The organism is Pantoea sp. B566, assembly GCF_024793925.1.
In the GTDB taxonomy this organism is placed as follows: domain Bacteria; phylum Pseudomonadota; class Gammaproteobacteria; order Enterobacterales; family Enterobacteriaceae; genus Pantoea; species Pantoea ananatis.
Genome location: NZ_JANUQL010000003.1, coordinates 2,658,416 through 2,683,908, shown reverse-complemented (window position 1 = coordinate 2,683,908; position 25,493 = coordinate 2,658,416). Strand labels below are relative to the sequence as shown.

The window sequence follows — 25,493 nt, the reverse complement described above, 5'->3', positions numbered from 1 at the left end:
GGTATCTATTCCTTTAGACGTTGCGATTTAACCAAACCATATATTCAGAAACGCCCTGTGCCACGGTCTTAAACGGTTTGTCGTAACCCGCTGCGCGTAATTTAGACAGGTCGGCCTGCGTGTAAGCCTGGTAGCGGCCTTTCAGCTTGTCAGGGAAAGGAATGTACTCAATCTGGCCTTTCTGGTGAAAATTAAGCACCGCATCTGCCACTTCCTGGAAGGATTCGGCGCGGCCTGTTCCGCAGTTATAGATGCCGGAAATCCCATTCTCCCAGCACCACAGATTCACCGACACCACATCATCGACATGAATAAAATCACGTTTAAAGCCGTCGCTGCCTTCAAACAGCTTTGGATTTTCATCATTGCTAATCTGCGTGTTTAAATGAAACGCCACGCTTGCCATGCTGCCTTTATGGCTTTCACGCGGGCCGTAAACGTTAAAGTAGCGAAAGCCGCATACCGGCGAGGAGGCTTCAGGCAGGATCTGACGCACGTAGTGGTCGAACAGCATTTTTGAATAGCCGTAGACATTCAGTGGCTGTTCGTACTGGCGCTCTTCAATGAAATTCTCATTGCGTCCACCATAGGTGGCGGCAGAAGAAGCGTAAAGGAACGGAATTTCACGCTCAAGACAGAAGTGCAGCAGATCTTTAGAGTACTGATAGTTATTATCCATCATGTACTTACCGTCCCACTCGGTGGTGGCTGAGCAGGCACCTTCGTGAAAAACGGCTTCAATCGGACCAAGATCTTCACCTGACATGATATAGGTCAGGAATTCTTCTTTATCCATGTAATCAGCGATATCCAGATCGGCCAGATTCACGAACTTGGTGCCATCTTTAAGGTTATCCACGACCAGAATGTCGTTGTGACCGCGATCGTTCAGCGTTTTGACAATATTGCTGCCGATCATTCCTGCGCCGCCGGTTACGATAATCATACTGTTACCTTTAAAGTTTTGAGTTGAAACGGGACATTTCACACGTAATGCCTACATCATAACATTTCATCCCGCTCCAGACAGCCAGATGACTCTGTAAGGTCCTGCACATCCAACAGAATGGCGTGAACTATGCTGCAAAATTAACATTCTTTTGGTCGATTAAGCGTAGAAAGGCGATATGTTCAGTAATATTTGCCAGATTTCCACCTTATCAGGAGCAGGATAATGCCAGCGCATTTTTACCAACATATCCGGCAGCAACTCGACGCCGCCCAGCGTGAAGGTTTATTCAAAAAAGAACGTATTATTACCTCCGCACAGCAGGCAGAAATTGAGGTCGGGCCTGATCGTCCCGTAATTAACTTTTGCGCGAATAACTACCTGGGTTTGGCCAACCACCCAGCCTTAATTCAGGCAGCCAAAGAGGGCATGGATTCGCACGGTTTTGGCATGGCATCCGTGCGTTTTATCTGCGGTACTCAGGATATACACAAACAGCTGGAAAAAAAGCTCGCCGATTTTCTGGGAATGGAGGACGCCATTCTTTACTCCTCCTGTTTTGACGCCAACGGCGGGCTGTTTGAAACCTTACTGGGCGCGGAAGATGCCATCATCTCTGATGCACTCAATCATGCATCGATTATTGATGGTGTACGCCTGTGTAAAGCACAGCGCTATCGTTACGCTAACAATGATATGGCGCAACTGCGCGACCGCCTGAAGGAAGCCAGGGATAACGGGGCGAAGACCATTATGATTGCCACGGACGGCGTGTTCTCAATGGACGGCGTGATCGCCAATCTGAACGCCATTTGCGATCTTGCAGACGACTATTCCGCACTTGTCATGGTCGATGATTCCCATGCGGTTGGCTTTGTCGGAAGTACCGGTCGCGGAACGCATGAGTACTGCGACGTCATGGGCCGGGTCGACATTATCACCGGCACTTTGGGCAAGGCGCTGGGCGGCGCATCAGGTGGTTACACTGCTGCCAAAGCAGAGGTGGTGGAATGGCTGCGTCAGCGCTCACGGCCTTATCTGTTCTCTAACTCGCTGGCACCGGCAATTGTCGCGGCTTCTCTTCGCGTACTGGATTTATTAAGCGAAGGCGACGGTTTGCGTCAGCGTTTGTGGGACAACGCACGTTTCTTCCGCGAAAAAATGACATCGGCAGGTTTTACGCTGGCCGGCGCCGATCATGCCATCATTCCGGTCATGCTGGGAGAAGCCAGCGTCGCGCAGGAATTTGCTCAGTTGTTACAACAGGAAGGCATCTATGTCACCGGGTTTTTCTATCCTGTTGTGCCAAAAGGTCAGGCACGCATCCGAACCCAAATTTCAGCAGCGCACAGCCAGCAGCAACTCGAAACGGCGGTGGCAGCTTTCACGCGCATTGGTAAACAACTTGGCGTCATTGCCTGAGGATTAACCATGAAAGCACTGGCTAAGTTGAAAAAAGAGCAGGGCATCTGGATGGTGACTGATGCGCCAGTTCCCGAGCCGGGTCACAACGATCTGCTGATAAAAATTCGTAAAACCGCCATCTGTGGGACAGACGTACATATTTACAACTGGGACGACTGGTCGCGTAAAACCATCCCGGTCCCCATGATTGTCGGCCACGAATATGTCGGTGAAGTGGTGGCTATTGGTCAGGAGGTTAAAGGGTTTAACATAGGCGATCGGGTTTCGGGCGAGGGGCATATCACCTGTGGGCACTGCCGAAACTGCCGCGCAGGCCGTACCCATCTCTGTCGAAATACCCAAGGCGTTGGCGTTAACCGCCAGGGATGCTTTGCAGAGTATCTGGTTATTCCCGCCTTTAATGCATTCAAAATTCCCGACAATATTTCCGACGAGCTGGCAGCGATTTTTGATCCCTTCGGCAACGCGGTACATACCGCCTTATCCTTCGACCTGGTCGGTGAAGACGTACTCATTTCCGGTGCCGGCCCTATTGGTATTATGGCGGCTGCGGTGTGCCGCCATGTCGGTGCGCGGAATGTCGTGATCACGGACATTAATGACTACCGGCTTGAACTGGCCCGCAAGATGGGCGTGACCTGCGCGGTCAATGTCGCCAGAGAAGATCTGCGTGAAGTCATGCATGCGCTGGACATGAAAGAAGGCTTTGACGTGGGATTAGAAATGTCAGGTGCACCGCCCGCTTTCCGAACCTTGCTTGAGGTGATGAATCACGGTGGGCGGTTGGCCTTACTGGGCATTCCTCCGGGAGAAATGGCTATTGACTGGAATCTGGTGATCTTTAAAGGACTGTTTATCAAGGGCATATATGGGCGTGAGATGTTCGAAACCTGGTATAAGATGGCCGCGCTGATTCAGTCAGGTTTGGATCTCACCCCGATTATCACTCACCGTTACCCGATTGATGACTTCCAGCAGGGTTTTGATGAAATGCGCTCGGGGCAGTCTGGAAAGGTGATTCTGGACTGGACGTCGCCTTGATCGCCCGAGTAGCGAGTAAGAAAGATAACGTTTGTCTGCGTAATGTGATTGCTCAGTACCAGGTTTAATGCCTGGTGCTGAGTGTTTTAGAACAGTTCATCAATACGATGATAAAGCGGACTTTCTGTAATGCTTTCACCAATAACGCTCAGCGCACGGCTAGCCGGAACTGGTGCCAGCGGCTGCTTCACTTTACATTCACCAGGCGGCTGGAAGCCCTGAAGTGGCTTGCTGTGTGGTGTGATCTTGGCTGGCGATGCGTTGCCGTTGCGTAGCGGTTCATTCAATAACTGACCCGGCGTCACCAGGGTGATATCTGCGGGCAGCGAGGGCAACATTTGTTGCAGCACCCGCACGGTATTGGGATGCGGATGACCGATCGCAATCGCGTAACCATCACGCTGGGCCAGCTTGACTGCCCGGCTGAACTGCTGTCGAATCGCATTGATATCCTGACTGTCATCTAAAAATACGCGACGCTTAAGCACCCTGACGTGCGTTCCCTGTGCGGCCTGCAGTGACTGACTGTTACCAATCGTCATGCTGTCGAGAAAGTACAGATTGTACTGATTCAGCGCCTGCATGACTTTTTGCATACCCGGCAGGCTCGATGTCATTTTGCTGCCCATATGGTTATTCAGCCCCACTGCATAGGGGACATTGTTGATCGCACTACGGATGATGCGATCGACTTCCGCGCGGCTCATTTCAGGCGTTAAGGTGTTTTTCTCAAGCGGTTGCTTACTTAACGGCGCCATAGGCAGGTGAATCAGAACTTCACGGCCGCCCTGATGCGCTTTGATGGCCATCTGACGTGCATAGGGCGCATCAGGAAGCACCGCGACAGAGATCGCCTTCGGCATTTGCAGCACTTTATTTTCTTCCGTGGGTCGATAGCCGAAATCATCAATGACGATGGCGAGCTTAGCGGCCTGGGACGCGAAACTGAGCAACAGTCCGCACAGCAAGGCGGTAATCTGGTAACGATGAACTAACACTTATTTTCCCAACCACGGAACTGGATTGACCGCTTTACCCTGACGTCGGATTTCAAAATAGAGCGAAGGCGTGCCGCGACCACCGCTGGTGCCCACCAGCGCAATGGGCTGACCGGCCTTCACCTGGGCACCTACGCTGACGAGGGCGCTTTGGTTATAGCCATACAGGCTCATATCCCCTTTACCATGCTCGATAACTACGACCAGACCATAGCCCTGCAACCAGTCGGCCATCAACACACGACCATCGGCAATGGCTTTGACCTCAGTGCCTTCCGGAGCCGCAATGACCAGGCCTTTCCAGCGTAATTCGCCTTGCAGTTCCTCACCGAACCGATGTTCGACGCGTCCGCGTACCGGCCAGATATCCTGACCGTTGGGCCGTCCCAGTCCGCCCGTTCGCGCCATCAGCTCGCGCTCGCTTTGTGTTGGCTGATAACTGGAGCCTTTCGCTTTCGCCTGCACCTGACGCTGACGCACTTTTTCTGCCTCACGTGCCTCACGGGCGGCGCGTTCACGGGCTTCTCGCTCGGCACGAGCGATTTTATCTTGCAGGCGGCTTTCGTTCTGGCGCATCTCAACCAGGTCAGCCTGATCCTTCTGCAGGGCGCTTTCCAGAGACGTGAGCGTTTTTTTACGCGCGGCGCTGGCTTGCTGGAGTTTGTCTTGTTGTTCTTGCTGCTGGGTGAACAGCGTTTTCTGCTGTTGTTGCTTTTGTTCCAGCGAGGCGCGCTGTTGGGCTAATTCCTGACGGGTGGTTTGCAGGGCGGTGATATTTTCCTGACGTGCGGTGTTCAGATAGCCAAAGTAAGCGAGGATACGTTCGCTACGCTGACTCTCTTCACCGCCTAACAGAAGTTGCAAACCTTTGTGCTGCCCCTGGCGAAAGGCGGCGTCCAGCTGTTCAGCAAGCAGCTTTTCCTGCTGGGCCTGCTGCTTTTCAAGACGGGAAACCGAGGCGGTGACCTGGGTAATCTCACCCTTCAGGGCCGACAGGCTGTTACGGGTTTCCCGTAGCTGTCGACTTGCCTGAGCAATGATCTTTTCCTGACTTTGTAGCTGATTCAGTAACTGGCTGCGCTGAACCTTTTGGGCTTTTACGCTTTTTTCTTTTTCGGCAATTTCTTGCTGGATAGATTTCAGCTGGGCTTTGTTGTCATCCGCCGATAAGCCGGGTAGAGGAAACAACAATATGCCCGCATAAAGCAGGCTAAAAGACAGGGCGGACAAGCGTGTAAACAACGGCAGGGGACGACCGTTGTAACGAGTCCATGTTGGTAGAACGGTTGTCTTTCCCTTCATAGGCCGATGATTATTCCACGATGAACAGTTGCTTACCAGCATTGCCGACCGGCTTTTGCTTTCTCAGTGCGATCCATTTTCATCAGGACAAGGGACAAGCGCCACGACATTTTTGCCATTCAGCCAATTTTTTTGGAAAATGACGCACAAATCGTCACTCTGTCCGCTTAGCGTCTGTACATGCGAAGTGGCGCAGGTATACTCAGAAGCCTTGTTTTAGCTTATTAGCCCGGTCTGGAGTCGTTACCCCTCATGCAAGAAATTATGCAGTTTGCAAGCAATCACCCCATCCTGAGTCTGGCATGGGTCGTCTTACTCGTACTGGTGATTGTGACTACCGTTAAAGGAATGTTCTCTAAAGTAAAAACTATCAGTCGAGGCGAAGCAACCCGACTCATTAACAAAGAGGACGCGGTAGTGGTAGACGTGCGTTCGCGTGATGATTACCGCAAGGGGCACATTTCGGGCGCGATAAATGTGGCTGCAGCAGATATCAAGAAAGGCAGTTTAGGCGAGTTGGAAAAGCATAAAGCACAGCCCATAATTGTTGTATGCGCAACCGGACAAAGCGCGGCAGATCCTGCTGCCCATCTGAGCGCGGCTGGATTTACCCAGGTTGCCGTTCTGAAAGACGGTATCAGTGGTTGGAGCGGCGAAAATCTGCCGTTGGTTCGCGGTAAATAATCATCCTGAGGTCCCTATGGCAAATGTTGAAATTTACATCAAAGCAACCTGTCCTTATTGCCACCGGGCAAAAGCGCTGCTGAGTCAAAAAGGCGTGGCGTTTCAGGAGATTCCCATTGATGGGGACATGGCAAAACGCGAAGAGATGATTAAGCGCAGTGGCCGGACTACCGTGCCGCAGATCTTTATCGACGGTCAGCATATTGGCGGCTGCGACGATCTGATGGCGCTCAACGATCGTGCAGGTTTAGATCCGTTACTTCAGGCGTAATTACGCCAGACATATTAACTTACAGGACTTAGTCACATGTCAGAACATAACACCAACGAAATGCAATTTCAGATTCAGCGCGTTTACACGAAAGACATTTCTTTTGAAGCGCCGAACGCGCCACAAGTGTTTCAGAAAGAGTGGGAACCAGACGTTAAGCTGGATCTGGACACGGCTTCTTCGCAGCTGGCTGATGAAGTGTATGAAGTGGTGCTGCGTGTGACTGTAACCGCGACCGTTGGCGAAGATACCGCTTTCCTGTGTGAAGTGCAGCAGGCGGGCATTTTCACCATCGGCGGTATCGACGGCACTCAGATGGCGCATTGCCTGGGCGCTTACTGCCCGAATATTCTGTTCCCTTATGCCCGTGAATGCATCACCAGTCTGGTTTCTCGTGGTACGTTCCCGCAGCTTAACCTCGCGCCGGTGAACTTTGATGCGCTGTTTATGAACTATCTGCAGCAGCAGCAAGGCGAAGAAGGTGCCGCGCAACATCAGGATGCCTGATGACTACTCACGCTTCGATTAGCGTCATCGGTGCCGGTTCGTACGGCACCGCTTTGGCGATTACGCTGGCCCGTAATGGCCATCCCGTGTTGTTGTGGGGCCATAATCCCGCCCACATGGCACAGCTGCAGTCAGACCGCTGCAATCTCGCTTTCCTGCCTGATGTTCCCTTTCCCGATAATCTGACGATTGAACCCGATCTCGCCAGGGCCATTGCGGCCAGCCGCGATCTACTGGTGGTCGTACCCAGCCACGTCTTTGGCGAAGTGCTGACGCAGATCAAACCTGGCTTACGTGAGGACTCGCGTATCGTCTGGGCGACGAAAGGGCTGGAAAAAGAAACCGGTCGTTTGCTGCAGGACGTCGCCCGGGAAATCCTGGGTGAGGCCATTCCGCTGGCGGTGATATCTGGCCCAACCTTCGCGAAAGAACTGGCCGCGGGTTTACCTACGGCGATTGCGCTGGCGGCAACCGATACGCAGTTTGCGGATGATTTGCAAACGCGGTTGCACTGCGGCAAAAGTTTCCGCGTGTATAACAATCCCGATTTTATCGGGGTTCAGCTGGGTGGCGCGGTTAAAAATGTGATCGCGATTGGTGCTGGGATATCGGACGGTATCGGATTTGGCGCGAATGCACGAACGGCATTAATCACCCGTGGACTGGCAGAGATGAGCCGTCTTGGCGCAGCGTTGGGTGCCGATCCCACGACGTTTATGGGGATGGCAGGCCTGGGCGATCTGGTGCTGACCTGTACCGATAATCAGTCGCGTAACCGCCGCTTTGGCATGATGTTGGGGCAGGGTGAAGAGGTCGATGGCGCACAACGCATTATCGGACAAGTTGTAGAAGGTTACAGAAATACGAAAGAAGTCAAAGCGCTGGCTGCACGTGTCGGGGTTGAAATGCCCATTACGGAGCAGATTTATCAGGTGCTCTATTGCGGAAAACCGGCACGAGATGCAGCATTAAGCCTGCTGGGGCGTTCGAGGAAGGACGAAAACAGTACAAACTAAAGCAGGAAGCCAGGCATCATCACCTGCAGCGCCGATCAAGGCGCTTTTTTATCGGGAGAAAACAGCATGTCGTCTGATGAGTTAGAACTGGTCTGGGACAATATCAAGGCGGAAGCACGCGCGCTGGCAGACTGCGAGCCGATGCTGGCCAGCTTTTACCATGCGACATTGCTTAAGCATGAGAATCTTGGCAGTGCTCTTAGCTATATGCTGGCCAATAAGCTGGCGAATCCGATCATGCCTGCTATCGCTATTCGTGAAGTGGTAGAAGAAGCATACCGTGAAGATCCCTCAATGATTGCGTCTGCTGCTTGTGATATTCAGGCGGTTCGCCTGCGCGATCCTGCGGTTGATAAATACTCCACGCCGCTGCTTTATCTGAAAGGCTTTCATGCGCTTCAGGCGCATCGTATCGGGCACTGGCTGTGGAATGAAGGCCGACGCGCTCTGGCCGTTTATCTGCAAAACGAAGTCTCAGTCTCCTTTGCGGTTGATATTCACCCGGCTGCCAAAATTGGTCATGGGATCATGCTGGATCATGCCACCGGGATTGTGATCGGTGAAACCGCCGTTGTGGAAAATGATGTATCAATCCTGCAGTCAGTAACACTTGGCGGCACCGGAAAAACCAGCGGCGACCGCCATCCGAAAATTCGTGAAGGGGTGATGATTGGCGCGGGTGCGAAAATCCTCGGTAATATCGAGGTAGGCCGTGGTGCCAAGATTGGTGCCGGCTCCGTGGTGTTGCAATCTATCCCGCCACATACCACCGCCGCCGGGGTTCCTGCGCGCATCGTCGGCAAGCCCGGCAGTGAAAAGCCGTCAATGGATATGGATCAACACTTTAACGGTAACGGTGCAGGCTTCCAGTTTGGCGATGGTATTTAAGATTTAATCAGTGCGCCAGCATAGTCGAGTTGGCGCCACGCTTCGTAAACCACTACCGATACCGCGTTGGACAGGTTCATGCTACGGCTTTCCGCCATCATCGGAATGCGGATTTTTTGCGCTGCGGGCAGAGCCTGTAATATCTCTGCGGGTAACCCGCGGCTTTCCGGTCCAAACAGCAAATAATCCCCAGACTGATAGTTGACCGCACTGTGTGCGGGCGTGCCTTTGGTGGTCAGCGCAAACAGGCGCTCAGGCTGCTCGGTAGCGATGAAAGCCTGATAGTCAGCATGAAATTTGATCGCGGTAAATTCGTGATAGTCCAACCCGGCGCGACGCAGGCGCTTATCGTCCCAGGCAAAGCCCAGTGGCTCAATCAGGTGGAGCTGAAAACCGGTATTGGCGCACAGGCGAATAATATTGCCGGTGTTAGGTGGGATTTCTGGTTCAAATAATACGATGTTAAGCATAAGGCCCCCGATAACGAGGGCCGAAGCATAGCAAATTATTGCCTTGCAGAGGAGTAAAGTGGTAGCCAGATAGTGAGGCGCAGTCCACCCAGCGGGCTGTCATCCGCTTTGACCCACCCGCGATGTTGCTGTATTGCCGTTTCCACAATCGCCAGCCCCAGGCCGGTACCGCCGGATTCCCTGTCCCGCGCTTCATCAGTGCGGTAGAAAGGACGAAATATCTGCTCGCGATCCTCCGGGCTGACGCCAGGACCGTCATCATCAACGTGCACGGTAATACCCGAGATATCCACGGAGAAACTGACGCTGATATGCGTGTGCGAGTAGCGCAACGCATTACGGACGATGTTCTCCAGCGCGCTTTCCAGCGCATGTGGGTTGCCGTATAGCGGCCAGGGGCCTGGAGGATAAGGAATCTCCAGCGTCTTGCCCATTTGTTCCGCTTCAAACCTGGCGTCTTCCAGCACGTCATTCCAGAGCTGGTTTGCCTTCATGGCTTCGCTAACCAGCGCGTTCTTATGCTGGGTTCTCGACAGCACCAACAGGTCATTAATCATGCCGTCAAGCCGCTGAGCTTCCATCTCAATGCGCTCCAGCTCTTTGCCTTCACCCTGACGGCGACGCAGCAGGGCGGTAGCCAGCTGAAGTCTCGTCAGCGGCGTACGCAATTCGTGGCTGATATCGGAAAGCAGACGTTGCTGACCGTTCATCATGCGCTCCAGCGCACTCACCATTTGATTGAAGCTGGAACCGGCGGCCAGAAACTCCTGCGGGCCCGATTCCAGTTCAGGATGTTGACGCAGGTTGCCGCTGGCCACTTCATCCGCAGCGTATTTGAGTTTACGTGCAGGACGCGCCAGGCTCCACGCCAGCCAGAGCAGAAGCGGTGAGCTAATCAGCATGGTAACGATAAGCAGTAGCAAAGGCCGGTCAAACAGCAGGTTGATAAAGTCCAGTTGAGAACTGCTGGCAGGCCGAATCAGGTAAAGCTGATAGTTATCCTCCCCATCCCGAACGGCGAAAGGGCCCACCATTTCGACGCGACCATACTTTTTCTTCTGTGGATGATCGGCATTGTCTGACTGACCGATGAAGTTACGGATAACCTGCATTTCATTATGTTGCGCGCCAATAACCCGGCCTTCGCTGGTGACTAACAGCAAGCGCTGACCGGGCGGTGCCCATTTCTCAATCGCGCGAAATAAGCGCCGCCACCACATCAAATCGTTAGGGGGATCGCGCATTAACTCCGCTTCAACGTGCTGCTCTATCATCGTCCCCTGACGCTGCTCACTCTCCATCAGCGACGTCATCTGACGTGAATCAAGCTTGGGTACCATGAGCACCAGCATCAATACCAGTGCCAGCGTCAGCCAGAAAATAGCAAAGATGCGGGTAGTCAAACTTCCTATCATGATGCAGAAACCATCAGATAGCCGCGGCCACGTAATGTCTTAAACCACGGATGTCCGTCACGGCGGTCAGGGAGCTTACGGCGCAGGTTAGAGATGTGCATGTCAATGGCGCGGTCAAAAGGCGTAAGGCGTTTGCCCAGCACTTCCTGGCTAAGGTGCTCGCGAGAGACAACCTGCCCAAGATGCTGTGCCAGAAGATAAAGCAGGGTGAATTCCGTTCCGGTGAGATCCAGCGTCTCGCTGTCGAAACTGGCTTCCTGACGGCCCGGATTCAGGCGCAGGCAGTCAACTTCCAGCGTGGGTGAACTGTTATCGTGCTGTTGCTGCTGTTCACTCCAGTTTGAACGGCGCAGGATAGCGCGAATACGCGCGACCAGCTCACGATCGTTAAAGGGTTTAGGCAGATAGTCATCGGCACCCAGTTCAAGGCCCAGCACGCGATCCAGTTCGCTTCCGCGTGCGGTAAGCATAATGACGGGCGTCTGATATTGCTGGCGTAATTCTTTCAGGGTGTCGATACCGTTTTTCTTCGGCATCATGACATCCAGTAAAAGCAGATCAATTGAGTTATCAAGCAGGTTCAACGCTTGTTCACCATCGCTGGCGACCACGACTTCAAACCCTTCCATTTCCAACAGCTCTTTCAAAAGCGAAGTTAATTCGCGGTCATCATCTACCAACAGGATTTTATTCATTTTTGTAGCCCTCCGCAGGCAAAATAGCGTGTTCCCATGATACCAATCCATCGATTTACGTACTTTTACACCCCCTGACGGATGTTTGCAGCTATCGCCGTACACTGGCTATCGTTGAATCGCAAAACAGAACGAACTGGAGTAAACGATGCGCAAATTAACCGCCGTCGTTATTGCCTCAGCGATGGTTCTCTGTAACGCCAGCGCAAGAGCAGCAGAGCCGATGGCGCCTGATGATGTGCATCACGGCGAATTTACGACAGGCAGTATGACGCAAAATTCGCAAAGTCACATGTTCGACGGCATTGAGTTGACGGAACATCAAAGGCAGCAGATGCGTGACCTTATGCAGCAAGCCCGACACGATCGTCCGGCAACGAATATTGATGATATCGCAGCCATGCATGATTTAGTGACTGCAGATAATTTTAACGAAGCGGCCATCCGCAGTAAGGCAGAAGCCATTGCCAGAGTTCAGGTAGAGCAGCAGGTTGAGATGGCGCGCGTTCGTAATCAGATGTACCACCTGTTAACGCCGGAGCAGCAGGCCGCGTTACAAAAGAATTATGAGCGGCGTATAAATTCATTACGCAAGCTTTCGAATCTGCAGCCAGCATCATCGCTGCAACCCGTGAGTCGTACCAGTAGTAACCACTAGTAAATAGTATCCCTGTTTTCCTTGCCATAGACACATCCCTGTCTTCCCCCTCATGATGAGGGGGTTTTTTTTATCAGGTACTTATCCAAAAATCCTTTAAAATCAGTGCGTGCCTAAAAACACGCTAAGCATTTGCAGACAGGTATAAGCGCCGCTGGTGTAGACAATATGTAGACAACATTAGCTACACATTGAGGCCACCTTCAAGCGGATTACGCGTAATCGCATCCATCAAATCGTTAGGTGCAAGATGGGCATAAGCTGCCGTTTGCTCAATCCTCGCATGGCCTAAAATCGCCTGTACCGATATGAGATTTCTGCCGTCTATCATGACCAACGACTGAACGTATGCCGCAAGATATGCATAGCTTGATGCCTGGGTATATCTGGCTTCGCCAGTTTCATTAATTTGCAGAATTGTTCCGGGCTCACTTTGAACCAAAGATCCCTTTTCATCTCATGATGTTTTTTTCTGCGATTTATCATTTACGATGAATTTACAATTTATCGGGTATTTAAAAAAAATATAAAACACCGTTGGTTTTATTCCTGTTTTTCAGGGGGCTGTTTTTCTTGCGCGTTTTTCCATCGAAGATATTTCACTTTTCTTTCATCTTTTAAATGCATGATAAGTAAAACTTATTTAACTTCCTGCTTTGTTTTTATTTATATTTCAATAAGCTGCAAATATCCCGCTCCGCTTGCACGCTAATTGCGCAGTTCTACACTTAAGTTGTCTCAGCATGGAAGCCGATGTACTTACGAAATTAACGGAGAGCAGCAACCACATCATGTAGTCCGAATTAACCTATTAACGGAGTAAATTATGGCAGAGCATCGTGGTGGTTCAGGTAATTTCGCAGACAACCCGCAAAAAGCGTCTGAAGCCGGTAAAAAAGGCGGTAAGAGCAGCGGCACTGGCGGCGGCGGTAATTTTAAAAATAACCCCGAAAAAGCCTCCGAAGCGGGCAAGAAAGGCGGCAAAAAGTAACGGCTGCTAAGCACTGAACCAAATCTGCACGTTGATTTGGCGCTTACCCAAGGTAGGCAATTCGCCCCGTCTCTCTATGAGGACGGGGCGAAGTACTTTTTTTCCCTTCAGAAATGCCATTTCATCCCGCTTCTTCGCCGTTCAGACAATCAGGCGCGACGCCTTCTGTAGTGTTAAACTTAGCCTTTCTCTCATACTGCGTTACGTTTCAGTAATATGTCTATGGAGTTTGGCATGCAGGCTTCGTACGGAAAGTTAATCCAGTCTGCGGCAGTCGCGGCGACGCTGCTGGCTTCCGTCTTGTTGGTTGTGAAGATTTTTGCCTGGTGGTACACCGGATCGGTTAGCCTGCTGGCCGCGCTGGTCGATTCCCTGGTGGATATTGCCGCCTCGCTGACCAACCTGCTGGTGGTGCGTTATTCCTTACAGCCCGCCGATGACGATCATACATTTGGGCATGGTAAAGCGGAGTCGCTGGCCGCGCTGGCCCAAAGCATGTTCATTTCGGGTTCAGCCCTTTTCCTCTTTCTTACGGGTATTCAACATCTCGCTTCCCCTAACGAACTGCGCTCGCCGGGCATCGGAATTGTTGTCACCGTCGTAGCGCTGGTTTCGACATTAGTACTGGTCACCTTCCAGCGCTGGGTCGTGCGTAAAACCCGGAGTCAGGCCATTCGTGCAGATATGCTGCACTATCAGTCAGATGTGTTTATGAACGGAGCTATCCTGGTGGCGCTGATATTAAGCAGCTACGGTTTCACGCGCGCTGATGCACTGTTTGCGTTAGGGATTGGCGTCTATATTCTTTTTAGTGCGCTGCGGATGGGCCATGAAGCCGTTCAGTCTTTACTGGACAGAGCATTACCCGATGAAGAGCGGCAACAAATAATTGCGATTTCCCTCAACTGGCCGGGTGTACAGGGCGTACACGATGTGCGTACGCGTCAGTCCGGCCCGACAAAGTTTATCCAGCTTCACGTTGAGCTCGAAGATCAGTTACCACTCGTCCAGGCTCATCGTATTGCCGATCAGGTAGAGAAAGCGCTGCGAAAAGCGTTTCCCGGTTCTGACGTCATTATTCATCAGGATCCCTGTTCTGTGGTACCGTTTGAAAAGCAGGATTCTTTTAACTTTTAACTTAGATGAATTAAGTTAATAAAATGGAAACGGCACGTTTTTAACATTGCTGCAAAAAATTAGTGAAAAGTTGTCTGACCTGAATCAATTCAGCCGCAGGCCTTTGATATACTATCTGCCATTATATGTTGCGCTCATCACAATCGTGTTTATCAGCGTTGAACAGGCCGGATTAACCCTTAGCTTCGAACAATCCAGAGGTTGTCATGATCAAAAAAATTGGTGTACTGACCAGCGGCGGTGACGCCCCAGGCATGAACGCAGCCATTCGCGGCGTGGTTCGCTCCGCGTTAAGTGAAGGGCTGGAAGTTTTTGGTATCTATGACGGCTATCAGGGTTTGTACGAAGACCGCATGATCAATCTCGATCGTTACAGCGTATCTGACATGATCAATCGCGGTGGCACTTTTTTGGGTTCAGCGCGTTTTCCTGAGTTTCGTAACGATGATGTCCGTCAGGTGGCCATTGAAAACCTGAAAAAGCGCGGTATTGATGCGTTAGTCGTGATTGGCGGGGACGGTTCCTATATGGGCGCCAAGCGACTGACCGAGATGGGGTTCCCCTGTATCGGCCTGCCAGGCACGATCGATAACGATGTTGCCGGCACCGATTACACCATTGGCTACTTTACTGCACTGGAAACGGTGGTGGAGGCGATTGACCGCCTGCGTGATACCTCTTCATCACACCAGCGCATCTCCATCGTTGAAGTGATGGGCCGTTACTGTGGCGATTTGACCCTGGCTGCCGCTATCGCTGGTGGATGCGAGTTTATCGTGTTGCCAGAAATTCCCTATACCCGTGAAGAGCTGGTGGCAGAAATTAAGGCCGGCATCGCGAAAGGTAAAAAGCATGCGATTGTTGCTATCACTGAACATATCTGTGATATCGACGATCTGGCGCGGTTTATCGAGACCGAAACGAAGCGCGAAACGCGCGCGACGGTACTTGGCCACATTCAGCGTGGCGGTGCGCCGTGCGCATATGATCGTATTCTTGCATCCCGCATGGGCGCGTATTCCATTGAACTGCTCATGCAGGGCTACGGTGGCCGCTGTGTGGGTATTCAGAACGACAAAATGGTGCACCATGACATCATTGATGCGATCGAGAACATGAAGCGTCCATTCAAGCGTGACTGGATGGATACCGCGAAGCAGCTTTACTGATTTCACCGCATTAACGGGCATGCTCTTCAGGCATGCCCTTATACCTTCCGTATATTCCCCAAAGTTATAACCGCTTATTTTTAATTCTTTTAGCTCTGAAAAAGTTTATGTCACGCTTGTCCCATAATGAACTGGGAGAGTGCGCAATGAATAAATGGGCCATCGGTATTAGCTTGTTACTGGCATCAGGCAGTGTTCTGGCGAAGGATATTCAGCTGTTAAACGTTTCTTACGATCCCACCCGTGAGCTGTATGAGCAGTACAACAAGGCCTTCAGTGCGCACTATAAACAGGAAACGGGCGATAATGTGGTGATCCGTCAGTCGCATGGCGGCTCAGGCAAGCAGGCCACATCAGTGATAAACGGCATTCGTGCTGACGTCGTGACGCTGGCGCTGCAGTCTGATATTGATGCGATTGCTGAACGTGGCCGCATCGATAAGAACTGGATTAAGCGTCTGCCGGATAACTCGGCACCTTACACTTCCACGATTGTGTTCCTGGTCCGCAAGGGTAATCCAAAAGGGATCCATGACTGGAACGATCTGATCAAACCTGGCGTTTCCGTCATCACGCCTAATCCAAAAACCTCAGGTGGTGCACGCTGGAATTACCTGGCAGCCTGGGGCTGGGCGTTGGATCACAACAACGGCGATCAGGCAAAAGCGCTAAGCTATGTCAAAGCCCTGTTTAAAAATGTTGAAGTGCAGGATTCCGGTGCGCGCGGTGCTACCAACACCTTCGTTGAGCGCGGCATTGGTGATGTTCTGATCGCCTGGGAAAATGAGGCGTACCTGGCCGTGAATAAGCTGGGCAAAGACAAGTTTGAGATCGTTACTCCAAGCGAGTCTATTCTGGCAGAGCCGACGGTTTCCGTGGTGGATAAAGTGGTTGATGAGAAGGGAACGCGCCCAGTGGCTGAGGCCTATCTGAAGTATCTCTATTCGACCGAGGGACAGACGATTGCAGCCGAGAATTACTATCGTCCGCGCAATGCTGAGGTTGCGAAGAAGTTTGCCAGCACCTTTGCCCCTGTAAAATTGTTTACTGTGGACGAGAAATTCGGCGGTTGGGCTAAGGCACAAAAAACCCACTTCGCGGATGGCGGCACCTATGACCAGGTCATGAAGCCGTAACGATCGCCTGACACAATCTAAACCAGCGGAAACGCTGGTTTTTTTATGCGTGACATTCCGGCGCTGTCAGGCGAGGATGCTGACTGGTTCAGTATGGAGAGGGTAACTATGCAGGCAAATCGTCGGGCCTTCATCATCATTGCGTTTCTGCTGGTGCTTGTCGTGGCAGGAATGGGGATAGCTTCCCTTCATGTTAAAGGCAATGCCGATGCGCTTTGGCAGATCGTCAGCGAAAAGTGCGTACCCAATCAGCAGAATAACGGGCAACCTGCGCCTTGCCTGCGAGTTGATCTGCAGCAGCGTTATACACTGCTCAAAGACCGTAACGGTCCCTTGCAATACCTGTTAATTCCCGTTGATAAGATAACCGGCATCGAAAGCCCGCGGTTGCTCAGCACAGCCACACCCAATTTTTTCAGCTTTGCCTGGCATGACAGAGGCGTAGTGGCGCAGAAATTCGGCTCGCCCATTAAAGACACCGTGCTGTCGCTGGCGATCAACTCCGAGTACGGCCGAACTCAGAATCAGCTCCATATTCATATTTCCTGCTTACGGCCCGATGTCCGCCAGCAACTGGATGGACTGGCACCGACTCTCAATGCGCAGTGGAAGGATGTTACCTTTCTGAACCATCACTATATTGTGCGGGTGCTCAGTCAGGCGGAACTGGATCAACAGAGTGTCTTTATCCGGTTAGCGTCTGAAGTCCCTGATGCTAAGAATGCGATGGGGAAATACGGTATGGCACTGGCAAGCTTACCCGATGGCCGTCTGGTGCTGATGGCGGTAGCGCGCAACTGGCTTTTGCTGAATAAGGGATCGGCAGAGGAGGTGCAGGATCACGACTGCGCCCTGCTGCAACCCATAAAAAAAGCGGCCTGATGAGGCCGCTTATGCTGTGCTCAATCGCCGGTTAGCGTTGTTTAGCCGCCGCAGCAGCTTTAACGATCACGGCAAACGCATCGGCTTTCAGCGACGCGCCGCCAACCAGGGCACCGTCGATGTCCGGCTGAGTAAACAGCTCGGCAGCGTTTTTATCGTTAACTGAGCCGCCGTACTGAATAATCACTTGCTCAGCGATAGCCGCATCTTTTTTGGCAATGTGGTCACGAATAAATTTGTGAACTGCCTGCGCCTGAGCAGGTGTGGCTGACTTCCCGGTACCGATCGCCCATACCGGCTCGTAAGCGATGATCGCATCTTTGAACGCTTCTGCACCCTGAGTGGTCAGCACCGCATCAAGCTGGCGTGCACACACTTCTTCGGTTTTGCCCGCTTCGTTTTCCGCTTCAGTTTCACCGATGCACAGAACCGGCACCAGGCCAGCAGTTTTCAACACGGCATATTTTTTCGCAATGAACTCGTCACTCTCTTTGTGATAAGTGCGACGTTCTGAGTGACCAATGATGATGTATTTCGCGCCGATATCTTTCAGCATTTCAGCGGACACTTCGCCGGTAAATGCGCCAGAGAGGTTTACATCAACGTTTTGAGCACCCAGAGCGATGTGGCTACCGGAGATGGCGTGTTTAGCCTGATCAAGATAGAGCGCGGGCGGTGCAATAGCGATGCCACAACCCTCAACGCCCGACAGTTCTTTGCGCAGACCGTCGATCAGTTCGGCTGTCATATGCTTGCTGCCATTCAACTTCCAGTTACCCATAACCAGTGGATGTCGCATTCTATCCTCCGCATAACGCGATACATGAAATGGCGCTGCCCCGGGGCAACGTTGTCTGCCAGACAGTATAGAGATCAAATAACGTCGTGGCTTTGCTTTTCGTCATTTTTGCCCCGTCCATCAGGGCGCAGCCAGCGCAAGTTTTACCGGCTCAATGGCAAAGGTTAATCCTTTATCCCCGTTATCAGACACCACAAAACGCAGTGCGCCTTCAACGTGCTCGTAGTATCGTGAGCCTTTGCCCGCTTTAAGTAATGTTTCCAGCTTTTTACGCCCTTCTTCTGGCGTGAGTCCCGGCACAAAAAAACGTAATATTGCGGTCATATAATCCATGGCTCTGGCCTGGGACGCACTTTGATCCGGGCCCGGAACCGGAAGCCAGGTGACCTGCAGCGTTTTAATTTTACCTGTGCCAGGCTCAAGCGCGGTTGAGGAGTAAAGCGTTTCGTTGATCTTGGTGGCTGCCCGCGTCAGATCGGTTTTCTCATCGCGGGAGTCAATGGCGCGATACTCCAGCAGCGGCAGTTGAGGGTTCGCGAGATTATATTTTTCACGAAACTGGCCGATAGTCATATCCAGCGTGGGAGCGCCTGTTAACAGATAGGGCGCGGTAGGCATATGTTCGGCCTTGTCGAGTGGCGGCGGATCGGCAGCAAATACCGGAACCGTCAGCGCAAGACTCAGCAACAGTGCGCCTGGCAAATTCTTCATTTTGTCGGCCCTGACCAATAAACTCGGAATCAAATTAGAACGGTTTTTACCTCTAAGGTCAAAAGCGTGCAGGTAAAATTTTGTCTGGGGAGCATGCATGATATTACAGCAATGGTTTTTTTCGTTTCGTGGTCGCGTCGGGCGCCGTGATTTCTGGCTCTGGCAGGCAATCTGGTTGCTGTTAACCAGCGTCCTGTTCTTTTTAGCCGGTAACGATCTGGTGGATACGCAAATGGCTGCGTTTGGCATCGTGTGTTTATTGTGGCCGGCCAGCGCCATCGTGGTTAAGCGCCTGCACGATCGTGATCGCCGCGGTTACTGGGCGCTGTTACTCATCGCTGCCTGGTTGCTGATGGCAGGTAACTGGAGCATGACCGGCGCTGTCCTGCAGTGGGTTATTGGCCGCGCGCTGCCATTTATCATTCTGGCAGGACTGATCCTGGACTTAGGCCTGTTTCGTGGCACCGCTGGCGATAACCGCTTTGGTGCCGCACCGGTGCCTTTACGTCTGAAGCGGGCGACTTACCAGTAATTCTCGCTGGTGATATGACCGGGCTTGCGCTTCAGGTGCTTGCGCATGCCGCGTGTCTCTTTCAACAGCTGCTGCGTATCTCGTACCATCTGTGGATTGCCGCAGACCATCACATGGCTGGTTTCTGCATCAATAGTCAATCCGGCCGCCCGCTCCAGCTCACCACTTTCGATTAATGCCGGAACACGTCCGGTTAATGAGCCCATACTTTCTTCACGACTGACGACCGTGATCACCTGCAGCTTGCCGTTATAGATCTGCTGGAGCTGCTGCATTAGCGGTAAAAAGCTGAGGTCGGCTGCGTAACGTGCGGCATGCACCAGTACGATATGTTTAAAGCGATCCAGGCCTTCACCCTGCTGCAAAATGGACAAATAAGGCCCCACTGCCGTACCGGTTGCCAGCATCCATAAGGTCTGACATTCCGGGACTTCATCCAGAATAAAAAAGCCTGCAGCATCTTTGGTAATCATGACCTGCTCACCGGGGCGCAGCGCCTGTAAGTGTGGACTCAATTTGCCGTCGGGTACGGTGACTAAGTAAAACTCAAGCAGGTCGTCATTGGGCGCATTGACGTAAGAGTAAGCACGTTGCACTCGTTCACCTTCGATCTCCAGTGCCAGCTTGGCGTACTGCCCGGCACTAAACGGGGCGATAGGGGCCTTAACCCGCAAGCTAAACAGCGCGTCAGTCCAGTTTTTTACTTCCTTTACTTGAGCATTGATCCACTCGGCCATGGTTACTCCTTCAGCGTTGAATCGTCTGGCGAATAAACATCTTCTCTACTGCACTGGCAGATTACCAGTCCGTCAGGCTGCAAAGGCTCTAATCGACAAACTGTAATATTTAGTTTACATCCTGGTTGCAATTATTGACGTGAATTGCCCCGCCACTTTTTATGAATCACTCGCTTTGTCATGAAATCCTGATATTTTCCTGCCACAACGGGTTTCAGCCGTTATTTGTGCTGTTTAATCGTCCCTGTTCATACAGACCTTTCGTTAAAAGATGATGAAGAAAATAGAAAATCGTCCGTTGCTGATCATGCTCATTGCACTGGTCGCAGTCGGGCAGATGGCTCAGACCATCTATGTGCCCGCCATGGCGGCAATGGCGGATGCACTTCAGGTGCGAAATGGCATGATGCAGCATGTCATGGCGGCCTATTTAATCACCTACGGCGGATCGCAGCTGATCTACGGTCCGCTCTCTGACAGCGTGGGGCGCCGTCCGGTGATCCTGGCGGGGATGGCGATCTTTATGATCGGCGCGATTGCCGCCATGATGGCCTCGTCGCTGGATATGCTGGTCACGGGCAGTGCGATTCAGGGCGCGGGCACCGGCGTGGCCGGTGTCATGGCGCGAACCATGCCGCGCGATCTTTATCACGGTCATGCCCTACGCCAGGCCAACAGCTGGCTTAATATGGGCGTGCTCGCCAGCCCTTTAGTGGCACCGGTGATTGGCGCACTGTTAACGCAGCTGTTTGGCTGGCATGCCTGCTTTGCTTTTCTGCTGTTGCTGTGTCTGATGGTGACGGTCGCCATGGCGCGCTGGCTACCGGAGACGCGCCCAAACGGTGCCGAAGTCACGCCCTTCTTAAAACGCTATATCCGGCTGTTACGTGATGCGAATTTCGTCCGTTATCTGGTGCTGCTGATTGGCGCACTGGCCGGCATTGCCGTCTTTGAGGCCAGCTGTGGCGTGCTGCTCGGTGGCGTTCTGGGCCTGAACAGTTTCACCGTCAGTATTTTGTTTATCTTACCTATTCCTGCGGCCTTCTTTGGTGCCTGGTTCGCCGGACGTGAACAGCGCTCCTGGCATAGCCTGATGTGGTTTGGCGTCAACAGTTGCCTGCTGGCGGCGGTGTTGATGTGGATACCTGCCTGGTTTGGCATCATGACAATCTGGACGTTATTGATACCGGCGTCGCTGTTTTTCTTTGGCGCGGGAATGCTGTTTCCCCTGGCCACATCCGGTGCGATGGAGCCCTATGCCTGGCTCGCAGGAAGTGCGGGCGCACTGATTGGGGGGTTACAGAATTTGGGTTCCGGGCTGGTGGCGTCCCTGTCGGCGTTAATGCCTCAGCGCGATCAGTTCAGCCTTGGCCTGCTGATGGTTATCACGGCTCTGGTGATGTTGCTGTGCTGGCTGCCGCTTTCACGACAGCCAGCAGGCGAGAATCAGGCTGTTACAGGATAAAGGGATGCAAAACCGGATCTTTGCGGTCCAGGTAATGCACAGACTGGATGCGGCGAATCGTGCGTGATTTGCCGCGAATTAACAGGGTTTCACTGGTGGCCATATTGCCCTGACGGGTGATGCCTTTCAGCAGATCACCACTGGTGATACCGGTGGCGGCAAAGATCACGTTATCGTTTCGCGCCATCGCCTGCAGGGGCAGGACTTTTCCTGCCTCAATCCCCATGCCAGCGCAGCGTTTCAGCTCATATTCCCCAATCCTGCGGTTCTCTTCGCTGTCACCTTTTACGTGATGTCGTGCCAGTAATCTGCCCTGCATATCACCGTCCAGCGCACGAATCACAGCGGCCGATACCACGCCTTCAGGCGCGCCGCCGATACCGTACATCACGTCAACTTCGCTGTCGGGCATACAGGTCAGAATGGAGGCCGCCACATCGCCATCAGGGAACGCGAATAGTCTTACGCCCAGCTGTTTAAGCTGCTCGATAACGGCGTCATGGCGCGGCTTTGACAGAATGGACACGGTGATTTGTGACAACGGCTTATTCATGGCGATGGCGATATTACGCAGGTTAATCTCAAGCGGGAGATCCAGATTGATATGGCCCCGCGCCGCCGGACCGACGATAAGCTTCTCCATATACATGTCAGGCGCATGAAGAAAACTGCCTTTGTCACCGACGGCCATCACGGCAAGCGCATTGGCCTGTCCCATGGCCGTCATGCGGGTACCTTCAATAGGATCGACGGCAATATCCACCGCGTCGCCCTGACCCGTGCCCACTTTTTCGCCGATGTAGAGCATAGGGGCTTCGTCAATTTCCCCTTCGCCGATCACTATCTGTCCATCGATCTGAATGGTATTTAAGACATGACGCATGGCATGAACGGCGGCACCGTCCGCCGCGTTTTTATCGCCGCGCCCTAACCACTTATAACCAGCCAGTGCGGCAGCCTCAGTTACGCGGGAAAATTCAATGGCAAGTTCTCGTTTCATTGCATGTACCTGACAAAAAACAGGCTGGCAGTGTAGCGGAGGGAGAAGGCGGGGAAAAGGCCCGTGACGTCCTCCGTCACGGGCGCAGTGCGGATTACTCTTGTTCTTCCCACGCTTGCGCGCGCGCGACAGCTTTCTTCCAGCCGGCATAACGGACGTTACGCTCGGTGGTTTCAAGTGTTGGACGGAATTCGCGCTCAATCACGGCTTTGGCACGGACTTCTTCCAGATCCTGCCAGAAACCTACCGCCAGACCTGCCAGGTACGCGGCACCCAGCGCAGTGACTTCACGTACTTCAGGTCGCTCAACGCGTGTACCAAGAATGTCTGACTGGAACTGCATCAGGAAGTTGTTAGCCACTGCTCCTCCGTCCACACGCAGAGCCTGCAGGCGCGTGTTGGCATCATTCTGCATGGCTTCCAGGACATCACGTGTTTGATAAGCGATGGACTCCAGCGTTGCACGGATGATGTGGTTCGCATTCGCACCACGTGTCAGGCCGAACAGCGCGCCACGTGCATAGGGATCCCAGTAAGGTGCACCCAGGCCAGTAAAGGCAGGAACCATATATACACCGTTTGAATCTTTCACTTTCATCGCGAAGTATTCTGAGTCAGCCGAATCGCTGATCAGCTTCATCTCATCGCGTAACCACTGAATGGCCGCGCCGCCGATAAAGACCGCCCCTTCCAGTGCATAGTTGACTTCACCACGTGGCCCGCAGGCGATAGTGGTCAGCAGGCCGTGCGTTGAGGTAACGGCTTCGGTACCGGTGTTCATCAGCATAAAGCAGCCGGTGCCATAGGTGTTTTTCGCCATACCCGGCTGAACGCACAGCTGACCATACAGCGCAGCCTGCTGGTCGCCTGCGATACCCGCGATAGGAATACGCGTACCGCCTTTACCACCAATGTTTGTCTGACCATACACTTCAGACGAAGATTTCACTTCTGGCAGCATCGCACGCGGGATATCCAGGATTTCCAGCATGCGCTCATCCCACTCAAGCTTGTGGATGTTGAACAGCATGGTACGTGAGGCGTTGGTGTAATCGGTGATGTGCACGCGCCCCTGGGTCATTTTCCACACCAGCCAGGTGTCGACTGTACCAAACAGCAGTTCGCCACGTTTTGCACGCTCGCGCGCGCCTTCTACGTTATCCAGGATCCACTTAACTTTGGTACCAGAAAAGTAAGGGTTAATCACCAGACCAGTGGTGTGCTGGATATACTCTTCCAGTCCCTCTTTCTTCAGCTTATTACAGTAGTCAGCAGTACGGGGATCCTGCCAGACGATGGCGTTATAGACTGGCTTACCGGTTTCTTTATCCCAGACGATCGCGGTTTCACGCTGGTTAGTAATCCCAATCGCCGCGATTTCATCGGAGCGAATATCGGCATGTGCCAGCACTTCAACCAGCGTAGAACTCTGTGATGCCCAGATATCCATTGGGTCATGCTCTACCCAGCCCGCTTTCGGATAGATTTGGGTAAATTCGCGTTGCGATACCGCCACAATGTTAGCGTCGTGATCCAGCACCACAGCACGTGAACTGGTTGTGCCCTGATCGAGAGCGACGATGTATTTTTTATCGGTGGTAGTCATAAATTCATTCCTGATGATAAAAAGTGGAACTTACGCTTTACGTTCATGCGCGGACGCAATCGGTTTGTCACTGGTCGGTGGGGAAATCACCGCACCGGGTAAATGGCGGCCAATCAGGGCGCGATAACCAAAGGCTCCCAGGCAAGCACCGACCAGTGGGCCAAAAATTGGCACAAGGAAATACGGAATCTGATGACCGCCAGTGAAGGCAACGGTGCCCCAGCCAGCCAGCCACTCGAAGACTTTCGGTCCGAAGTCACGTGCCGGGTTCAGGGCAAAGCCGGTCAATGGGCCCATAGAGCCACCAATAACGGCAACCAGCAGGCCAATCAGCAGCGGTGCCATCGGGCCACGCGGGACGCCATTGCCATCGTCGGTCAGTGCCATAATTACGGACATCAGAACTGCAGTGATCACCATTTCAACCAGGAAGGCCTGACCTACGCTAATTTGCGGATTCGGGTAGGTAGAAAAAATGCCCGCCAGGCTCAGGCTTTCAACTGAACCCCGTACCATGTTATGACTTTGTTCGAAATTGATAAACAAGCTGTAGTAAAGTCCGTAGACCAGCGCCGCGCCACAGAAAGCACCGGCCACCTGAGACAGAATATAAGGAAGGACTTTACGGCCTTCGAAATTGGCGAACAGGCAGAGTGCGACAGTCACTGCCGGGTTGAGATGGGCACCTGACACACCTGCGCTGAGGTAGACCGCCATAGAAACGGCCAGCCCCCAGACGATACAGATTTCCCATTGGCCAAAAGTGGCACCAGCCAGCTTAAGCGCGGCAACGCAACCCGCGCCAAAAAACAGGATCAAACCGGTACCCAGAAATTCGGCAATACACTGACCTTTGAGTGTGGTTGTAGTCTGACTCATGATAGTTGTTCCTGAAGCGAGGTTAAATTTTATCAGTTTTTGTTCTCATTCCGTGAGTCACCCATCTTTGATGTAGGGCTGTTGTTAATTTATCGTTAACGAGCATAAACGAGAAATAGCGAAATCGATT

28 protein-coding genes are annotated in these 25,493 nt (G+C 52.6%); 15 read left to right on the top strand and 13 right to left on the bottom strand.

All coding sequences use genetic code 11. From position 1 onward, the window contains the following. Window positions 1–13: 13 nt before the first annotated feature. Window positions 14–946, bottom strand: coding sequence for an ADP-glyceromanno-heptose 6-epimerase (gene rfaD, locus NYE92_RS14290; protein WP_014594895.1), 933 nt, complete (start codon window positions 944–946; stop codon window positions 14–16). Window positions 947–1,174: 228 nt separating this feature from the next. Between rfaD and kbl the strand changes: the two genes are divergently transcribed. Further along, complete coding sequence (kbl, locus tag NYE92_RS14285; RefSeq protein ID WP_014594894.1) at window positions 1,175–2,371, top strand: glycine C-acetyltransferase; 1,197 nt, start codon at window positions 1,175–1,177, stop codon at window positions 2,369–2,371. A gap of 9 nt (window positions 2,372–2,380) precedes the next feature. Beyond that, window positions 2,381–3,415, top strand: coding sequence for an L-threonine 3-dehydrogenase (gene tdh / locus NYE92_RS14280; protein ID WP_013027720.1), 1,035 nt, complete (start codon window positions 2,381–2,383; stop codon window positions 3,413–3,415). Window positions 3,416–3,501: 86 nt separating this feature from the next. On the opposite strand, the gene NYE92_RS14275 is transcribed toward tdh, so the two are convergent. Continuing rightward, on the bottom strand, window positions 3,502–4,413 hold the full coding sequence (locus NYE92_RS14275; RefSeq protein WP_238493875.1) for a divergent polysaccharide deacetylase family protein: 912 nt from the start codon (window positions 4,411–4,413) through the stop codon (window positions 3,502–3,504). After that, a complete protein-coding gene (gene envC / locus NYE92_RS14270) occupies window positions 4,414–5,715 on the bottom strand; it encodes a murein hydrolase activator EnvC (protein ID WP_259019092.1) in 1,302 nt (433 codons plus the stop codon). A 252-nt stretch (window positions 5,716–5,967) separates the two neighbouring features. On the opposite strand from envC, the gene NYE92_RS14265 reads away from it, so the two are divergent. The 5 genes from NYE92_RS14265 (at window position 5,968) to cysE (ending at window position 9,081) form a co-directional block, all read left to right on the top strand. After that, window positions 5,968–6,399 carry a rhodanese-like domain-containing protein gene (locus tag NYE92_RS14265; RefSeq protein ID WP_013027717.1) on the top strand — a complete coding sequence of 144 codons (432 nt, stop codon included), beginning with the start codon at window positions 5,968–5,970 and terminating at the stop codon, window positions 6,397–6,399. A 16-nt stretch (window positions 6,400–6,415) separates the two neighbouring features. After that, window positions 6,416–6,670, top strand: coding sequence for a glutaredoxin 3 (gene grxC, locus NYE92_RS14260; protein ID WP_013027716.1), 255 nt, complete (start codon window positions 6,416–6,418; stop codon window positions 6,668–6,670). A 36-nt stretch (window positions 6,671–6,706) separates the two neighbouring features. Then, complete coding sequence (secB, locus tag NYE92_RS14255) at window positions 6,707–7,177, top strand: protein-export chaperone SecB (protein WP_013027715.1); 471 nt, start codon at window positions 6,707–6,709, stop codon at window positions 7,175–7,177. Continuing rightward, on the top strand, window positions 7,177–8,193 hold the full coding sequence (gene gpsA / locus NYE92_RS14250; protein WP_013027714.1) for an NAD(P)H-dependent glycerol-3-phosphate dehydrogenase: 1,017 nt from the start codon (window positions 7,177–7,179) through the stop codon (window positions 8,191–8,193). Before secB ends, gpsA begins: the two co-directional genes overlap by 1 nt. A gap of 66 nt (window positions 8,194–8,259) precedes the next feature. Then, window positions 8,260–9,081 (top strand): serine O-acetyltransferase, encoded by an 822-nt coding sequence (gene cysE / locus NYE92_RS14245; protein WP_013027713.1) that lies wholly within the window; start codon window positions 8,260–8,262, stop codon window positions 9,079–9,081. On the opposite strand, the gene trmL is transcribed toward cysE, so the two are convergent. Genes trmL through cpxR form a run of 3 tightly spaced genes read right to left on the bottom strand, consistent with a single transcriptional unit; the run spans window position 9,078 to window position 11,661 of the window. After that, entirely contained in the window at window positions 9,078–9,551 is a 474-nt protein-coding gene (trmL, locus tag NYE92_RS14240; protein ID WP_013027712.1) for a tRNA (uridine(34)/cytosine(34)/5-carboxymethylaminomethyluridine(34)-2'-O)-methyltransferase TrmL, read from the bottom strand. The two genes, cysE and trmL, sit on opposite strands and share 4 nt — an antisense overlap. 35 nt (window positions 9,552–9,586) lie before the next feature. After that, complete coding sequence (cpxA, locus tag NYE92_RS14235) at window positions 9,587–10,966, bottom strand: envelope stress sensor histidine kinase CpxA (protein WP_013027711.1); 1,380 nt, start codon at window positions 10,964–10,966, stop codon at window positions 9,587–9,589. Continuing rightward, the gene (gene cpxR / locus NYE92_RS14230; protein WP_014604760.1) at window positions 10,963–11,661 is read right to left on the bottom strand and encodes an envelope stress response regulator transcription factor CpxR; all 699 of its coding nucleotides are present in this window, start codon (window positions 11,659–11,661) and stop codon (window positions 10,963–10,965) included. The genes cpxA and cpxR overlap by 4 nt, the downstream gene beginning before the upstream one ends. A 148-nt stretch (window positions 11,662–11,809) precedes the next feature. On the opposite strand from cpxR, the gene cpxP reads away from it, so the two are divergent. Continuing rightward, entirely contained in the window at window positions 11,810–12,319 is a 510-nt protein-coding gene (gene cpxP, locus NYE92_RS14225) for a cell-envelope stress modulator CpxP (RefSeq protein WP_028715916.1), read from the top strand. A 184-nt stretch (window positions 12,320–12,503) separates the two neighbouring features. Here the strand turns inward: cpxP and NYE92_RS14220 are convergent, their stop codons facing one another. Then, window positions 12,504–12,761, bottom strand: a complete 258-nt coding sequence (locus NYE92_RS14220; RefSeq protein WP_028715915.1) for a hypothetical protein — start codon at window positions 12,759–12,761, stop codon at window positions 12,504–12,506. A 384-nt stretch (window positions 12,762–13,145) separates the two neighbouring features. On the opposite strand from NYE92_RS14220, the gene NYE92_RS14215 reads away from it, so the two are divergent. The 5 genes from NYE92_RS14215 (at window position 13,146) to NYE92_RS14195 (ending at window position 17,634) form a co-directional block, all read left to right on the top strand. Continuing rightward, a complete protein-coding gene (locus NYE92_RS14215) occupies window positions 13,146–13,310 on the top strand; it encodes a KGG domain-containing protein (protein ID WP_013027707.1) in 165 nt (54 codons plus the stop codon). Window positions 13,311–13,544: 234 nt separating this feature from the next. Beyond that, window positions 13,545–14,447: a CDF family cation-efflux transporter FieF gene (fieF, locus tag NYE92_RS14210; protein WP_014604761.1), complete on the top strand. Its 903-nt coding sequence runs from the start codon at window positions 13,545–13,547 to the stop codon at window positions 14,445–14,447. 206 nt (window positions 14,448–14,653) lie between these two features. Beyond that, window positions 14,654–15,616, top strand: coding sequence for a 6-phosphofructokinase (gene pfkA, locus NYE92_RS14205; protein ID WP_006121288.1), 963 nt, complete (start codon window positions 14,654–14,656; stop codon window positions 15,614–15,616). A gap of 146 nt (window positions 15,617–15,762) precedes the next feature. Beyond that, on the top strand, window positions 15,763–16,752 hold the full coding sequence (locus NYE92_RS14200) for a sulfate ABC transporter substrate-binding protein (RefSeq protein WP_015699313.1): 990 nt from the start codon (window positions 15,763–15,765) through the stop codon (window positions 16,750–16,752). Window positions 16,753–16,860: 108 nt separating this feature from the next. Next, a complete protein-coding gene (locus NYE92_RS14195) occupies window positions 16,861–17,634 on the top strand; it encodes a CDP-diacylglycerol diphosphatase (RefSeq protein ID WP_041458036.1) in 774 nt (257 codons plus the stop codon). Window positions 17,635–17,665: 31 nt separating this feature from the next. Here NYE92_RS14195 and tpiA read toward each other — a convergent pair whose 3' ends face one another. Next, window positions 17,666–18,433, bottom strand: a complete 768-nt coding sequence (gene tpiA, locus NYE92_RS14190; protein ID WP_029570786.1) for a triose-phosphate isomerase — start codon at window positions 18,431–18,433, stop codon at window positions 17,666–17,668. Window positions 18,434–18,553: 120 nt separating this feature from the next. After that, window positions 18,554–19,144 carry a DUF1454 family protein gene (locus tag NYE92_RS14185; protein ID WP_014604764.1) on the bottom strand — a complete coding sequence of 197 codons (591 nt, stop codon included), beginning with the start codon at window positions 19,142–19,144 and terminating at the stop codon, window positions 18,554–18,556. Window positions 19,145–19,241: 97 nt separating this feature from the next. Between NYE92_RS14185 and NYE92_RS14180 the strand changes: the two genes are divergently transcribed. Then, the gene (locus NYE92_RS14180; protein ID WP_013027700.1) at window positions 19,242–19,676 is read left to right on the top strand and encodes a DUF805 domain-containing protein; all 435 of its coding nucleotides are present in this window, start codon (window positions 19,242–19,244) and stop codon (window positions 19,674–19,676) included. On the opposite strand, the gene fpr is transcribed toward NYE92_RS14180, so the two are convergent. After that, on the bottom strand, window positions 19,667–20,413 hold the full coding sequence (gene fpr / locus NYE92_RS14175; protein WP_013027699.1) for a ferredoxin--NADP(+) reductase: 747 nt from the start codon (window positions 20,411–20,413) through the stop codon (window positions 19,667–19,669). The genes NYE92_RS14180 and fpr overlap by 10 nt on opposite strands. A gap of 271 nt (window positions 20,414–20,684) precedes the next feature. Here fpr and emrD point away from each other — a divergent pair, with 271 nt between their 5' ends. After that, window positions 20,685–21,878 carry a multidrug efflux MFS transporter EmrD gene (gene emrD / locus NYE92_RS14170; RefSeq protein ID WP_019105403.1) on the top strand — a complete coding sequence of 398 codons (1,194 nt, stop codon included), beginning with the start codon at window positions 20,685–20,687 and terminating at the stop codon, window positions 21,876–21,878. Here emrD and glpX read toward each other — a convergent pair. The 3 genes from glpX to NYE92_RS14155 all read right to left on the bottom strand — a co-directional run bounded on the left by glpX (window position 21,868) and on the right by NYE92_RS14155 (window position 25,363). Then, window positions 21,868–22,878, bottom strand: coding sequence for a class II fructose-bisphosphatase (gene glpX / locus NYE92_RS14165; RefSeq protein WP_022622374.1), 1,011 nt, complete (start codon window positions 22,876–22,878; stop codon window positions 21,868–21,870). The two genes, emrD and glpX, sit on opposite strands and share 11 nt — an antisense overlap. Window positions 22,879–22,972: 94 nt before the next feature. Then, entirely contained in the window at window positions 22,973–24,484 is a 1,512-nt protein-coding gene (glpK, locus tag NYE92_RS14160; RefSeq protein WP_014594886.1) for a glycerol kinase GlpK, read from the bottom strand. Window positions 24,485–24,514: 30 nt separating this feature from the next. Next, complete coding sequence (locus NYE92_RS14155; RefSeq protein ID WP_013027695.1) at window positions 24,515–25,363, bottom strand: MIP/aquaporin family protein; 849 nt, start codon at window positions 25,361–25,363, stop codon at window positions 24,515–24,517. Window positions 25,364–25,493 lie beyond the last annotated feature (130 nt).